The 14,818-nt window shown below is 49.0% G+C and carries 9 protein-coding genes; 1 reads left to right on the top strand and 8 read right to left on the bottom strand.

The window, feature by feature from the left end; all coding sequences use genetic code 11:
* Window positions 1-15: 15 nt before the first annotated feature.
* Entirely contained in the window at window positions 16-759 is a 744-nt protein-coding gene (locus tag MHI48_RS24415) for a class I SAM-dependent methyltransferase (RefSeq protein ID WP_076329052.1), read from the bottom strand.
* 233 nt (window positions 760-992) lie between these two features.
* Here MHI48_RS24415 and MHI48_RS24420 point away from each other — a divergent pair, with 233 nt between their 5' ends.
* Window positions 993-1,868, top strand: coding sequence for a DUF72 domain-containing protein (locus tag MHI48_RS24420; RefSeq protein ID WP_076329051.1), 876 nt, complete (start codon window positions 993-995; stop codon window positions 1,866-1,868).
* 190 nt (window positions 1,869-2,058) lie between these two features.
* Here the strand turns inward: MHI48_RS24420 and MHI48_RS24425 are convergent, their stop codons facing one another.
* The 7 genes from MHI48_RS24425 to MHI48_RS24455 form a co-directional block, all read right to left on the bottom strand.
* The gene (locus MHI48_RS24425; protein ID WP_405144715.1) at window positions 2,059-4,203 is read right to left on the bottom strand and encodes a glycoside hydrolase family 105 protein; all 2,145 of its coding nucleotides are present in this window, start codon (window positions 4,201-4,203) and stop codon (window positions 2,059-2,061) included.
* A 90-nt stretch (window positions 4,204-4,293) separates the two neighbouring features.
* On the bottom strand, window positions 4,294-5,115 hold the full coding sequence (locus MHI48_RS24430) for a polysaccharide deacetylase family protein (RefSeq protein WP_405142051.1): 822 nt from the start codon (window positions 5,113-5,115) through the stop codon (window positions 4,294-4,296).
* 17 nt (window positions 5,116-5,132) lie between these two features.
* Window positions 5,133-8,486, bottom strand: coding sequence for a glycosyl hydrolase (locus MHI48_RS24435; RefSeq protein WP_405142053.1), 3,354 nt, complete (start codon window positions 8,484-8,486; stop codon window positions 5,133-5,135).
* Window positions 8,487-8,725: 239 nt separating this feature from the next.
* Entirely contained in the window at window positions 8,726-10,231 is a 1,506-nt protein-coding gene (locus MHI48_RS24440) for an extracellular solute-binding protein (protein ID WP_340028509.1), read from the bottom strand.
* Window positions 10,232-10,249: 18 nt separating this feature from the next.
* Entirely contained in the window at window positions 10,250-11,137 is an 888-nt protein-coding gene (locus MHI48_RS24445) for a carbohydrate ABC transporter permease (protein ID WP_017692544.1), read from the bottom strand.
* A gap of 12 nt (window positions 11,138-11,149) precedes the next feature.
* Window positions 11,150-12,136, bottom strand: coding sequence for an ABC transporter permease (locus tag MHI48_RS24450; RefSeq protein WP_405142055.1), 987 nt, complete (start codon window positions 12,134-12,136; stop codon window positions 11,150-11,152).
* A 275-nt stretch (window positions 12,137-12,411) separates the two neighbouring features.
* Window positions 12,412-14,817 carry an AraC family transcriptional regulator gene (locus tag MHI48_RS24455; RefSeq protein ID WP_405142057.1) on the bottom strand — a complete coding sequence of 802 codons (2,406 nt, stop codon included), beginning with the start codon at window positions 14,815-14,817 and terminating at the stop codon, window positions 12,412-12,414.
* Window position 14,818: the final 1 nt, after the last annotated feature.

The following is a 14,818-nucleotide window of genomic DNA, read 5'->3' on the forward strand; positions in this document are numbered from 1 at the left end:
CCAAACTGTCTCTGTTCACTCCACAGGACGACGACCAACAAAAATCATGCGCGGAGAAGTCTGCTCGTCATATTTCTCTTCGTCATAGCCGCCATGTACCTGATCTACCCGGAGTCCGGCGGCACTTAACATCTGACTCAGTTGTTCCCGTGTGTACAACTTCACACGTTCCTGATATACCCGCGGTTCATGTCCGGATGTGGTATCCGTAATGCGAATTTCCTTTTGCACAAACCCTTCCTCAATCTTGCGATACTCCTCAATACGCTGTCCTTCATCCTCTCGAACGGAGTGCTGCACCAGATGACGCGTTACATAAGCCGTATTCATAAAATCAATAATATAGCTGCCACCTGGGCGAAGCATGCGATGAATGGCACGTAATACTTTCAATTGTTCTCCGTCCTCCAGGAAATAACCAAACGATGTGAACAGATTAACTACAGCGTCAAAGCCACCTTTCAGCGGCAGTTCACGCATGTCTGCGTGACACCAAGATACTCGGTGTTCAGTGTCCATTAGGCGCGCTTCACGTAGAAGCACATCGGACAGATCAACTCCGGTCACTCGCAATCCTGCGTCAGCAAGTGCCATGGAGTGCCGTCCCATACCGCAGCATAGATCCAATACTTCAGCATTGGGCTCAAGCTTCAACCAATTAATCATTTTATGTACTTCCTGATGGGCACCCTGCACATCCCGGTGCTTGTATACGAGCAGATAATCTTCTCCAAAACTCTTTTTATACCATTCCGTCATCCATTCTCGCCCTCCACTTGGTCACTGGCTCTCTATCTATAGTCACTGTTGTACAAGCCTGATCATTTCCACTAGCTTTAATGTATTGTAACGTCTTTATTCTGCAAACTCAAAAAATCCCAGTAATTTTCCAACATTGAAGAGCCAAAATGCACACGATATAATGTTAGACATATGCCTGCAAATCGGTTAATTAATAAGAGGTTGTTCAAAAAGCAACAGGAGGTGTTCTTATGATTCGCATCGGACTTACCGGATGGGGGGATCAGGAAGATCTCTATCCAAACCGTACCAAAGCCAAAGACAAGCTCAGTCTATACGGACAGTACTTCTCCACTGTGGAGGTGGATAGTTCTTTCTACGCCGTTCAGCCGCGGGATCGAATGGCACGGTGGGCTGCCGAGACGCCCGAATCCTTTGCTTTTATCATCAAAGCCTATCAGGGAATGACCGGACATCTGCGAGGCAAACCATACTTCACCAGCACGTCGGAGATGTATAAGGCTTTTCGGGAATCACTGGAACCGGTCATTGAAGCCAGCAAGATGCAGGCAGCCTTGTTTCAATATCCGCCTTGGTTTGAGTGCAATAAGGACAACGTGAAAGAGCTTCGTGAAGTAAAACTTCGAATGGAGGGCATTCCGTGTGCCCTGGAATTCCGTCATCGTAGCTGGTATGAAGGTGACATGCGCGAGCGGACGCTTTCGTTCCTGAAAGAGCAAGGCTGGATTCACAGCGTCTGTGACGAACCTCAGGCAGGTCTAGGTTCTATCCCCATCGTGCCACAGGCGACGGATTCCGAGATGACACTGGTTCGCATGCACGGACGTAATGTGTCCGGGTGGCATCAGAATGGTGCGCCTAATTGGCGTGAGACCCGTTACCTGTACCGTTACAACAAGGAAGAATTGTTGGAATGGAAAGGGTATCTGGAGCAATTGCAGGAGCAGAGCAAGGATGTCTATGTTATTTTTAATAACAACTCCGGTGGCGATGCAGCAGCGAATGCCCAGATGATGATGGACCTGCTGGATCAGCCGGTGAAGCCTTTTCCTGACCGTTCTGAACCGGAGAAGGAAGAAGGACCGGAGCAACTGGAATTATTTTGACTCGTGTAAAAAGACGGAGTTACTCACATTATAGGGTGAAGATACGTGAGTGTTATTGCTATCATGCTGATTAAATTCGGGATTGGCATAACACTAAAAAGCGGCAAGCCTGAGGGCATTGCCGCTTTCTTTAACTGCTTATCTATCTATAGAAGGCTATCCACATACATTCGTTTCGTTGCGTCAAACATCAGCGCTGCGCGGCTGTAACCGAAGAATCGAAATGCGCCTCACGGAGCTGCTGGTTCATTTTATGCGCTTCAATGCCTGCCAAGAGCACAATGCCGATCCCATGGGTATCGTTCAGATTCCATCCCAGATCATCGCGATAATACAAAGCGGTATACGAGTACCCCGAACCCCGGCATACCCCGTATATATTACCTTTATAATCAATCGACAAATGCGTCATGCCTTCCCATCCTTTGCGCACTGCCTCCAGATAGGGCTCTGGCTGTTCCAGCCAGCCTTCCCGAATACCACGGGCATAAGCGTAGATGAACATGGACGTGCAGGAGGTTTCTTCATATGAATCCGGGCGGTTCAGCACCTGATGCCATAGTCCATTTTCCCCTTGCAGCGCCAGATAACCTTGACTTAAATCACGATAGAAAGTTAGCAGTTCCGACCGTTTCACATGATCATGTGGCAGGATAGATAACAACTCGGTTAATGAAAAGAGCACCCAGCCGTTCCCCCGTCCCCATGGAATACCTGTCGCCCGACCACGCACAAAATCATACACGTGGGACATGATCTGTTGATCGGGAAGGTAGAGGTATTTACGGAACATCAGAAACTGATTGATCGCATCATCCCAATACGTCGCATCTCCTGTCAACTGACCATAACGCATCAGAAAAGGTGTACTCATGTACAAGTCATCACACCACATCGTCTCCTGACGCATCTCCCCGCTACCTCGTACCCGGTAAAAGGCGCCATCCTCCAGACGTTCCTGCTCATCCGTAATGTAGCCCGCAATTCGATCCGCGGTATCTCTCCCCCCACGAATATCGCCGAATTCCATCGCAGCCAGCAACGTAGATCCGAACGAACCGCAATCATCCAGACTGTCTATCGCAGACAGCTGATTATTGATTCCTGCCGCACCGTACCCTTCCCGATCCCACAGACCATAGCGGTCAAATGAAGTACTCAGTTCAATATGTTGCCGCACATACTGAATGTAATCATCCCGTCCCAATTCCTGTCCCGTCTGGAGCAGTCCAAGCAGGGTAACGCCAAGCGGATAATTCCACTTTCCGTAATGTGTATTCTCCAGGTAAGGACGGACATGGGTGTCGGGAAGATCTACCCGCCAATACACACCTTGTGCGCCATCATCAAATACGGTATCGGTTCGCACAATGTCGGCATGCGATGGTTCAGCACCGGGAGCAAACACACCCGTGTACAGCCAGGGGTCAGAGCATCCCGCAACCGGATGAGGCGATTTCAGTCTCCAGCCTTTGGAATCCGAACGCTCGGCATCTTCCAACGTGAATCCCCATGAACCGCCGACTGCCTGGATTTCACCTTTCGCGACCAGATCGGATGAACCGTAACGGCGTGCGAGTTCAACGCGGAAGTTACCGCTACCTCCAGCAGAGTATACTTCCGTACCATCCACATACAGAGTCAAAGCTCCATCATGACGACCTTTTAAAATAACTGGTGATGTTCCTGGCAAAGTTACATCCAATCTGGACCATGCGTAGGCAACAGCGGGCTTTTCTGTACCAAAGATGCGGGCAAAAGAACCCATGCTCTGCTCCTCATCTGTCCAGCCCCTGCGCGGATACCAGGTAAGACCCGTTTCTTCTTCCGTCATGCCGTCACGAGGAAGAGATACTACAGGTTCATCGACGGGTTCCGAATATAACCAGCCCTCCTGACCCTGACGATCTGCCCCAGGAGTGAGGAAGTGCAGCGGGAAATTTTTAAACGAGGCTGTTCCGTAGATACCGCCGAATCCCACTTCTGTTTTGACAAAACACAGCAATACATCATTCCAGCCATAGTTCACGGAAATCGGAATCTGGGTTCTTCGCTCGGGAAATAACTCCTGTAACAACTCAGACTTGAATACCTCTTCACCGTTCACGTAAATCGTCACCGGACTATAACAGTTCAGGCCCGTATTTAACGTTGCATTCTGCTCGCTCCATAACTTGCCCCATACATACACGTATTGCCCTGCATGCGCCTCTACGCATTTCTCATTCAGATTCAGGTCGTAGCGGTAGTCCCCACGTCTACGAAAACCTCCCTGATGATAGGCTCTGAACAAAAATGAATGTTTCGGATGATCGCCAATATAACGCTGAGCCACCGTTGTCAATATATCCGGAATTGAATCGTACACCTTGCCTGCAATTGCCTCGTTCTCATGAAAATAACGAATGATCGTCAGCTCCCTTCCTTATACCTTGATTCGTTCGCTTAGCCGCAATGTCTCTCCGCCCTGCACTTCAACAACCTGTTGATCTGCGGTGAACCAAACCGGGATGGCAGACGGATTATGGATGATGGAGCGATCTGCTGAACACTCCAATCGTTGTACCGCTTTCCAATAGGCAATCACTTCGATGTTCGTGGCATACCAGATATCGTCCCTGCCGCCAATCTGCTCACCGAACTGTTCGATGATCTCCCAATTGTCGTTGTCATTGAACTCATAACTGTGACCCCAGACGTAGAGTAATAGTGGTGTACCTGTTTTGGAATGTTGGATAAAACGTTTGGCATGCCCCGCCAGATCATGGTTATGATGACACGTCGGATGCCATTCAAGCGGCCGATCTGGCAACGTGTATCTGCCATGTGATTCAACGGTACGGGCATAATCAATGCCAAGCCACTCCAGCTTTGTACTTAACACACGGTCGTACCCTCCGTTGGGATAAGCCATGCCTCGTACCGGATAACCGACGAGCTGCTCCAATGCTTTTCGGTCTTCGATAATCTCTTCGGTCAATAGTTCATTCGGAACATAAGGCAGCGTAGGGTGAGTAACCGTGTGAACGGCTACTTCATGCCCCGTATAAAGTTCAGCGACTTCCCCAGCCTCAATGCGGCCTGGATTACCCAGGGTACCGGAGTTCAGATTAAAGGTTCCCCGTAGACCATACCGATTACAGATTTCCACCAGTCTGCGATCATGCACCACTCCATCGTCATAACTGAGCGTTAACGCTTTCATCACACCATCTGGATAGCGGTCAAACTGAATACGATGTCCCATTCCTTACTTCCACTCCTTTATCCCAATTCTTCAACAGGTACATGACCTGCATCCTGTAATCGATGATGTTCCGAATCAAAATACGTACCTTCCAGCAGGCCGATCAATGTGTTGGTAATCCGCACTTCAATGTCGTTGTCTCCCGGACGCAACCAGGAGGTCTCTCCCTTCCAACGATACGGAGACCAGCATCTTACACCCAGGCTATGTCCGTTTACCCGCACTTCCACCACATCCTGCACACGCCAATCGCTAAATTCTAGTTCAAACGAGGTAATATCTTCCCCTGGCTCATCCAGCCAGAACGTGCGTTTATAACTCATTTCCCCGGCAAAATGGGGATACAGCGGCTGCGGTTCAGGTCCGATGCAAAGGGCCGTGTCCGGTTCCCGTACAAGCGAAACCATGCCTTCATGATGGAACTCCAAGCCGAATCTTCCCTGTAGATACAAGGGATCCACGATGCCATCCTCATCTTTCGTTACCTGCACAATCACCGCCATTTCGTTGAGACCGCTGTGCAGCAACTCCGTGATATCACAAGCGATATTATTGTGATCGGTGATTTCAATTGGATCGAATTGTTCTTTTCCAAGTGGTTGCCCATTAATCTCCATGGACCAACTGCCCGAGATCGCCGCTCTGTCCATAAATAACAAGCATGCAGGCAATGCCGTTCTCAGCTCAAATGTAGTCGTATATCGACATTCGATGGGATAGGCTAAGGATGCCTTTTTCGGTGTGCCAAATACCTGATTAAACTGGATTGGCAGATGCTGCTGCTCCGATAATTCTGCCGCTTGATCAATAAACGGTTTCACAGCTACATGCTGGCTTTCCAGAATCACACCATTAGCATTGGAAGCCTGAAGATTGAATTGTCCCATTCGCAAAATGTTAGGTTGCACCGTTTCGAGTCGCCATGGCCCTTCCGAAGGGACCATGATCTTACAGGCTTGATTAGCTCCTGCCAATACATCCGTTACGAACGCCGAACCCGTTTTGTCTGTTACATCCACCTTCGTTGTTAATGCCTCTTCCTTCGCAGGTTGTAAAGTAAGACGAACAGCATGCGCTTCATAAGGCGCAAGTGTTAGTGAAATGCACCATTCCCCACCACTGCTCGTATACGGCAATGTCTGAAGCCGCCCTGTCTCCAGATCAAGTCGTTCTGCCACAATACAAGCACCCTCTGTCAACTCCGTTCCATCCCACAGCTGTCTGGCGACCAGCTTCAATTGACCAATCAGGTCCTGACCCTCCTGATTGGTCAAAAAAACCATATGCTCCCCAGACGACAATTGACGGGTATGCATCAGCAGGGAGGCGCTTTCCTCCTCCATGATCCAACAGATGGGTTCCGGCAATACCTGATCGAGCAGGAGAGAGATTAGCTCCAGCGAAAAGTCATCTCCTTGCCCCGTTCCTGCGGGTAGAAAATAAGCATTCCCCTCACCCTGATGCCACATGGTTTCACGGTTATCGTGATCTGTTGTCACGTTACGGCCCCAGTACACCTCTTCCGGCTGCTCGCCCGCACCAAAGAACTGGGCAGCTTCATCTCCCTCTGGACTTCCCTGCTGAATCGCAATATGTGGAGGCATCCCAACAGAAATGACAGTTCCTCCCTGTTGAACAAATCGCTTCACCTGTTCCCAGGCCACGGCCTCCAGATTCAGCATCGGTGGCAGAATTAATACGTCATAACGGGCAACGCCGAGCTGAATGATGCCATCCGTTAAGTCAGCTTCAGCCAACAATTCGGGATCAAGGTGATCATAGTCACGTCTGTTTTCGAGCAGATGTGTCGTGATCCTCATCCAGTCCTTCGTCAGGCGCTCCAGTTGCACCCGTTCTGCTTCGTCCTCGCCGCTATACTCAAATCCATGCAGCGGATTACCCATCAGACTCCAGAATGTCGTCGTTGGGTCAAGCACGGCAATACGAATATCTGCTGTTCCGGTGCTCATGAGATAGCTCAAACGTCCGGTGTAATCCCCTAACTGCCGGAAATGCTTCCAGTAGGGATTCTGTAAAAATTGAGATGGCGGTGCGTCATGCTTCACAAGCCCACCAATCGTATAGAAAAAGGCGTGAAAGTTATAAAAATTGGTGCCCATGGCGGCCATTCGATCAATCATCCACTTGGCATCCTGTAGCGTCATCGACCAGCCTACACTATGAAAACATTCAATCAGATTGCGGCTTCGGCCCAATTGCCGGGCAAGCGAACTGACCATCTTGGGATTGTCACGCATCTTTTGACCATATCGTTCCAGAATCCACGATAAGGATCGTCCGATTTTCTCATGGGCCGAATCACCACCTGGCATATGACTGAACAACTGGGTGGTCATCCGTACGCCAGGCACCTCTGCCGCGTACTGGATTCCTGCTTCCTCACACCAATCATGCACCTGTTTGTGATAGGACTCCCTGAGAAGCAGATGCAGTGACTGATAGTAGTCATACCGAATCCGGTGCGCGTCCGGAACATCACCATATAACAGGGCCGGTAGCGAATCGATCAGACTATAACCACAACGCTCTCTGAAATAACGGGGAAGCTGTGGTGACCAGGGGATACGGCCCAGCGGTGCAATCTCATCCGAGAACATGCCTTTGATTACGCTTTCAAATTGATCTCCAACCGCTGACTTATAACGCTCATGTGTCAGTTCAATAAAACGACTCATCGCTTCCTTGTGGCAAGGATCAACAAAGTTGCCGTAATATTTGAAATCGTCGATCTCCATTTCTTGAAATATAATCAACTCCCAATCACCTGGGGGAACATCCCACAACAAGCGGAACGCTGTTCGGTAGGTGAAGAACCGCTTGCGGTTATACGATGTGAGTCCGGTCTCCTGATACACCTGATCGGTCTGGATATTGCCGATTTTGCTGCGCAAGTCAATGGATTCATGCCACAACCGTTTGCCCTGTTCATCCTTGGGAATCGCCTTGGCAACCAAGACTCGTCCCCACGGCAACTCCAGATCCACAGCTTCTCCGCCCTGAGCCACCAACTGATGATGCACGAGCTGTCGCTGCTTCGCTTCAGGAAAATCAAGGGTCACTTCCCCACCAGCCATCCCGCTTGGATATGGATATTCGTCATATAACCATACTTGCATGCCGTGAGCAGCCGCCGCTTCCACTGCAATCCGCACCTTATCAAACCACGCTTCCGACAGATAGGGAATTTGCAGTCCCTGACGTGGACAGATGAAGAATCCACCTACACCTTGCGCCGCCATCTCAGCCACTTGCCGCTTAATCTGTTCTTCTTCCATATCCCCGTTCCAGAACCAAAAGGGATGGACCCTGTACTGCGCCTCGGGATTTTCAAAAGCATCCCCGTTCCACATGTTGCCTTCCTCCCTGCGTGTCCAAGAGTGTGTGGTGTCCAGCTTTACCAATAACGTTCATTTCAGTTCATATAGGTTTGTTTTGTTTTGATTATACATCAAAAACCATATTCAGGAAGTCATAATTTCCAGAAAGTTGGATGAAATTTTGTTCGCGAATCAAGCCATTACAGCGATAAGGAAAGCCCGGCTGTTTCCCCTACACTGAAGGCACGGCTACCGGGCTTTGGCTTATAAGACTACTTCAGTGCAGCGTACAATTCATTGACTTCTTTGACATAATCGTCTCCGCCGTTATTCTTCCACAGGGCAACAGCATCTTCGAATCCTTTCTCATCAATCTGACCTACGATATATTTGATTCGCGCATCGTTAATGATATTGTCCAGCTGCGGTCCTTTCTGAGCGTAAACATCAGAGATCAGCGGTTCGCCAGGATTGGCAATGACAATCTCTTCGTTGGCTTTCTGCACCTGTGCAACCTTTTCACGGACAGGTGTCTGTTGGACACGAAGCGTTCTGTCTTCCGGTACAAACATCAAAATCTGATTTAAACCCTGCAGGTCGCGGAGCGCAAGCTTGTCAGTGCTCGGTATGATGTAGTCTTCTTTTTTCTCATACTGCTTGCCTTCCAGTCCGTTGTACAACAATGCCTGCAACTCCGGTTCATTCAGCTGATCCAGAAAGCTCAGTACCTTCTTCAGGTCTTCTTCCGTTTTGACACTGCTTTTGGAAATGGCAATCAGGCCTGAGTAACCGGACGTTGGCATATCACGCAATCCCTTTGGACCTTCCATCGCTTGCAGCACATCCACACGTCCTGTCGCATTAGGGTCTTTATCGAGTATTTTCTGATCCATGCGCTGCGCATTATCTGCTACATCCACCATGACACCGGCTTGACCATTCACAAATGGATCAGGCAGTTTCGTTGCATCCATCACGGCAAAGTCCTTGTTCACCAGACCTTCGCTATAGATTTGACGGAAAAATTTCAGGGCTTCCATGTATTCTGGTGTCTCATGCGCCGGGATCAGGCCTCCGCTGCCATCATCTCCCCATTTGTTGGGCGCACCGAACCATACCTGCATGTTATCCCACGGGCCCGTGAATTTGCTGGCAACCAGACCGTACGTATCATCCTTACCGTTACCGTCCGGATCATCCTTCGTGAAAGCTTTTAATACATTGTAAAATTCATCAATCGTCTTCGGCTCTTCGAGCCCCAGATTCTCCAGCCAATCTTTGCGGATTGTAACCCCATTACGTCCCAGGGCCCGTGCCCGGTAGATCCCATAGGTTTTGCCATCGATTGATGCATTGTTGGTGATGATTTCATTCAGTTGACTCAGATTCGGATAATCTTTCAGATAAGGACCAAGCTCCCAGAATGCTCCGGTTCGGGCCGCATTAATGAAACTTGGAGACTTCCCTAACACCACCATAATCTGAGGCAGCTTTCCCGAGGCCAGTGTGATGTTGAATTTGTCTTCATACGAGCTGCTCGGCACCCACTGCAAGTTCACATCCACCTTGGTCAATTCCTCAAGCTTCTGGATGACCGGGCTGTTCTCTGGCGGATTCTCCGCTTCAAAGTTCGGAAGCATAATGGTAATTTCGTCGGTGCCACCCGCAGCGGTTCCTGAACCTGTTTTATCCGTGGAGCATGCTCCTAAGATCGTACTAAGTACCAGTGACGCAGAGAGTAGCAGTGCACCTTTTTTGAATCCCGTTTTTTGTCCCATACGTTCTCCCCCTTGGCTTTAGCCTTTGATTGAACCTAACATGACACCTTTGGCAAAATGCTTCTGCAAAAACGGATACACCAGCAAAATCGGAATGGTACCTACAACGATCACCGCCATTTTAATTGACTGCTCTGGTGGCTGCACAAAATTGGGGTCCATATTAGCCATATCTCCGACACTGGCTTGCGAAAGTAACACGATCTGTCTCAGCATGACTTGCAGCGGCCATTTGTCACTGTCGGAAATGTACAGCAGTGCCGAGAAAAAATTGTTCCAGTGGCCTACGGCGTAGAACAAGGCAAACGTGGCAATGACCGGTTTGGATAAAGGCAGAACGATTCGCCACAGCACGCCTAAATCCGAACAGCCGTCGATGCGGGCCGCTTCCTCCAGCCCGGGCGGCATTTGCTGAAAAAAGTTTTTGACAACTATTAAGTTAAAAGCGCTGATCGCGCCAGGAAGCATAAGGGCCCAGTAAGAATCGAGCAGTCCCAGTCCACGAATGACGAGATACGTTGGAATCATGCCACCGCCAAATAACATCGAGAAAATCACCATGTTCATCATGACGTTACGACCCCAGAAGTCACTTCTGGATAGTGGATAGGCCATCGTTAGTGTGAAGAACAGATTGACCAGTGTCCCTGCCACCGTGATGAAGATGGAAACACCAATGCTGCGAAAGATCGTGGACGAGGAAAAAATATACTCATATGCACTAAAGGAAAATACCTTCGGGATGAGGAAAAAACTGCGTTCGGTGATCTCGGCTTCCGTTGCGAAAGAATTCCCTATAATATACAGGAACGGAAGGACGGTTAATATGCCCAGAATCCCCAGCATGACGTAATTGAAGATATCAAATACCTTGCCGGCAGGGCTGTTGTATAGACGGCTGTTCATGGGCGCTCCTCCTTAATAAATTCCGGGGTGACCGAATTTTTTCGCAAGTTTATTACTGCCAAGCACCAGAATGATCCCCACCACAGACTTGAATAGTCCAACAGCGGTACTGTAACTGAATGCACCTTGCGTGATCCCCACCGTGTACACATACGTATCAAAGACGTCTGCGACATCCCGGTTGAGAGAGTTGGTCATTAGATAGATCTGCTCAAATCCGGTATCGAGGAAGTTCCCCAGTCTGAGAATGAGCAAAATGACAATAGTCGTGCGAATCGCGGGAAGCGTGATATGCCACATCCGCCGTAACCGTCCTGCGCCGTCTACAATAGAAGCTTCATACTGCTCCGTATCGACACCTGCAAGGGCTGCCAGGAAAATGATTGTTCCCCATCCCATCTCCTTCCACATCATCTGAACAATAATGAGCGGACGGAACGAACCCGGACTGGAGAGTACATCAATAGGCTTGCCTGTAATCCAGGCGATCAGGTCGTATAACACCCCGCCTTGCGGGGTCAGAAACACGTACGTGATACTGGCGATAATCACCATGGATACAAAATGGGGGACATAGACCAGCGTTTGAATCGTTCTTTTGAAGAAAGCGACCCGAATTTCATTTAATAACAAAGCGATAATGATTGGTGCCGGGAAAAAAAAGATGAGATCATACAGGGCAAGGACCAGCGTATTACGTAATAGTCGGAAGAAGTCCGGATTGGAGAAAAAGTTCGTAAAGTTCTCTAGCCCCACCCAGTTACTCTCCCAGATGCCCAGGAAAGGCTGGTAGTCCTGAAAGGCAATGATGATCCCCCACATGGGCAAGTATTTAAAGATGACAAAGTACAAAAAGCCGGGAAGCACAAGCACATATAACCACTTGTTTCGTTTGATCTGCCTTTTCCAATTGGACTCTTGTTTTAATGGTCTTGTTGCCCTATCCGCTTGGGTGGTTGCAGTGCCGTTGGTATTCCAGTCCGTCTTCCCGTTCATCATGTCTCCCCTCCCTCAACGATGTAAGCGTTATCAATTAACCTGTTATTCAGACTATACAGACGCCTGGTTTCCGGCAACCTTCATTTTTTGCATTGCTACGACATGATGGCCGAAAAGCCCGCTATAACGCCATTTTCACAAGAAATTGCACATAACGTAGCGGGTAGAATTGCACATTTTTGCGGGTTTATCCTTCTTTGTATCACGGTAAAAAAAGAAAAAACCGACATCCGCTAAAGCCGAATGCCGGTCTGAAATGACAAAGATATAAAAGGTTATTGTCCAAACCATTGATCGCGATACTGACTCGGGGTAACTCCCTCCTGTTTCTTGAAAATCCGATTAAAATAACTATGCTGATATCCCACAGCCGCTGCAACATCATTGATTTTCATCGTTGTCTCCCGCAACAATTGCTTCGCCGCATCCATTCTCACACGTGTCAAATAATCAATAAAGTTGATGCCCGATACCTGTTTGAAAGCCTTGCTCAGTGCATAGGGTGTCATCTGCTCCTCGTCAGCACAGTTTTCCAGCGAAATGTCGCTGCGGTAATGTGTATCGATGTACAACATCGTTCGTTCCACCACCAGTTTCAGCGGTTCCTGCGATCGTACCTCAACCTCTTGTATATAAGGTATGAATACCTCATTCATCATCCATTGTCTCATCTGTACAGGTTCACGAATACCGGATAAGCGCTCATACATGTTGCTACCACCAAACAGCTTATAAGGTGTGACTCCCGTTTGCAGCATCATGTGCTGAATGCTGCCGAGCAATTGAAGCATCATCTGTTGCACCTGAAATTCGGTACTGCCCGTCCGCGTAATTTCACTCATGAATTGTTCCAGCACACGTTCCGCTTCGGTTTGTTTGCCCAGCCTGACCGCCTGTAACAACTCCCGTTCCAGCCCAAGCGGATAGGAAGCTGCTTCATTTCTGCGGAAACACGCCTCATCCTCCAGATCGAGAATCTGACTTCCTTCCTCCACACTGCGATAAGCCACGGCCTGTTCCATCTCGACGAATCGTCCGGGCAGTTCCTGAAGTGAAGCTGCCGGGCGACTGACCATCAAGGTCACCTTCATTTTGAGCGTACGTCCAATGACCTCCACCAGTTCCCGTCCCCATAACAGCGCTTGTGATTTCACAGGTTCGTCCTGGGGAGCAATCACAAGCATGGCGGAAGACAGGTCATGAAAGTTCATGACACTGATCTGTCTGAAATAATTTTTCGCCACTTCCTGAGTGATATTCACTGCTGCAAAGGTGACTAATCCCGTGTCCTGGCTTCCAAATCTGCCTTGCAGCTGCTCATACCCCGTATAATACATCTGCACCAGCAAAAACTGCTGGCCCTCCAGTTCAAAGCCAAGATTACGCATCCGCTGCTGGAGATCCTGCTCGTTATAGGCATATAGGTGCCCCTGTACAAGTTGTAAGACAAAACTGTCGCGCAGATGGGGAAGCTGTTCCTGCAATTGGCGATGTGCTGTGACACTGCGGGAGGTCAATTCGTTCCACTGTTGCTCCAGCAGCTTAAACTCGTCCAGCTTGGCATCCGTTGGTGTTGTTTCGTTTCTGCCAGGCGTAAGCAGATGCAGCATCCGTGCTACAGGCGAATAGATGCGGCGGGAAGCAAACCAGGATAACAACAATCCCAGGATGAGACTGCCTGCACTCGCAATGACGATGATTTTGGATACCAGTTTGACTGGCGAAGTGACTGAGGTCAAAGGTGCTGCCGAGACGTAAGTCCAGTCTGAATCGATCCGGCTCAATGAACCGTATGACACAGAATAGGTCTGATCCTCATATCGGAACAGGAATGAGCGGCTGTCCGCATGCAGGGCTACTTCTTCTTTTAGCTGCTGCTCAAAAGCAGAAGTCTCTCCCGCCGTTCCCGGATTCCCGGTAACCAGTGTGTTTCCTTCCTGATCCATAAGGAACGTTAAACCTTCGTCATACGGAGTAAGCGTTTTCAATAAACTGGCGACTTTCTCGTTATCCAGCGTGATGATCAGTGCACCAAACGGATTAATGCTCTCCCCCGGTATCTTATGTACTAGAACAAGTGCATTGCCTGCATCCGTATGCAGTGGACTATCGTTGGTCGAAGGTTCGGTATCACTGTTGATGCTGGAAACCCAATCTGTCCAGTACACGTGGTTCCCCATGGAAAGGTATCGATCATAGGCTTGTACTTTGGCTTCATCGTTCAATTCGGTATAATCCCGATTAAACAAGATTGGCTTCGGTTCCTGCAAATACAGCTGTGCTGACTTGATCAGTGGATGAGAACCTTGTAATACGTATAAGGTAGTCACAATCTCCTGCGTTTCATTGAAATAATATACAAAATCCAACGTTCGCAGTGCATTGCCAAACCTCGGTTCAAAAGCCCAATGGGATAAGTTCATCTCCAGATAAGCCAGCTGGTCATCCACATTACGTGCCCGGTTCTCAATCTGGTTCTGGTGCATCTGATTGAACTCGGTTTCCATCCGGCCAACAACCTGTTGATACATGACGATACCTGTGATTAGTCCGGGAATGCTGGCAATGAGTAAAATAAGCATGAGGCTGTTTCGATAAAATCGTCCTTTATGCCTTCCAGCCTTCAAATCGGATAACCGCTTGAATCTGCCAAATATTCGATCGCTCCTAGTCGGTTCCATC

The sequence above is a fragment of the Paenibacillus sp. FSL H7-0942 genome (genome assembly GCF_045040715.1).
In the GTDB taxonomy this organism is placed as follows: domain Bacteria; phylum Bacillota; class Bacilli; order Paenibacillales; family Paenibacillaceae; genus Paenibacillus; species Paenibacillus amylolyticus.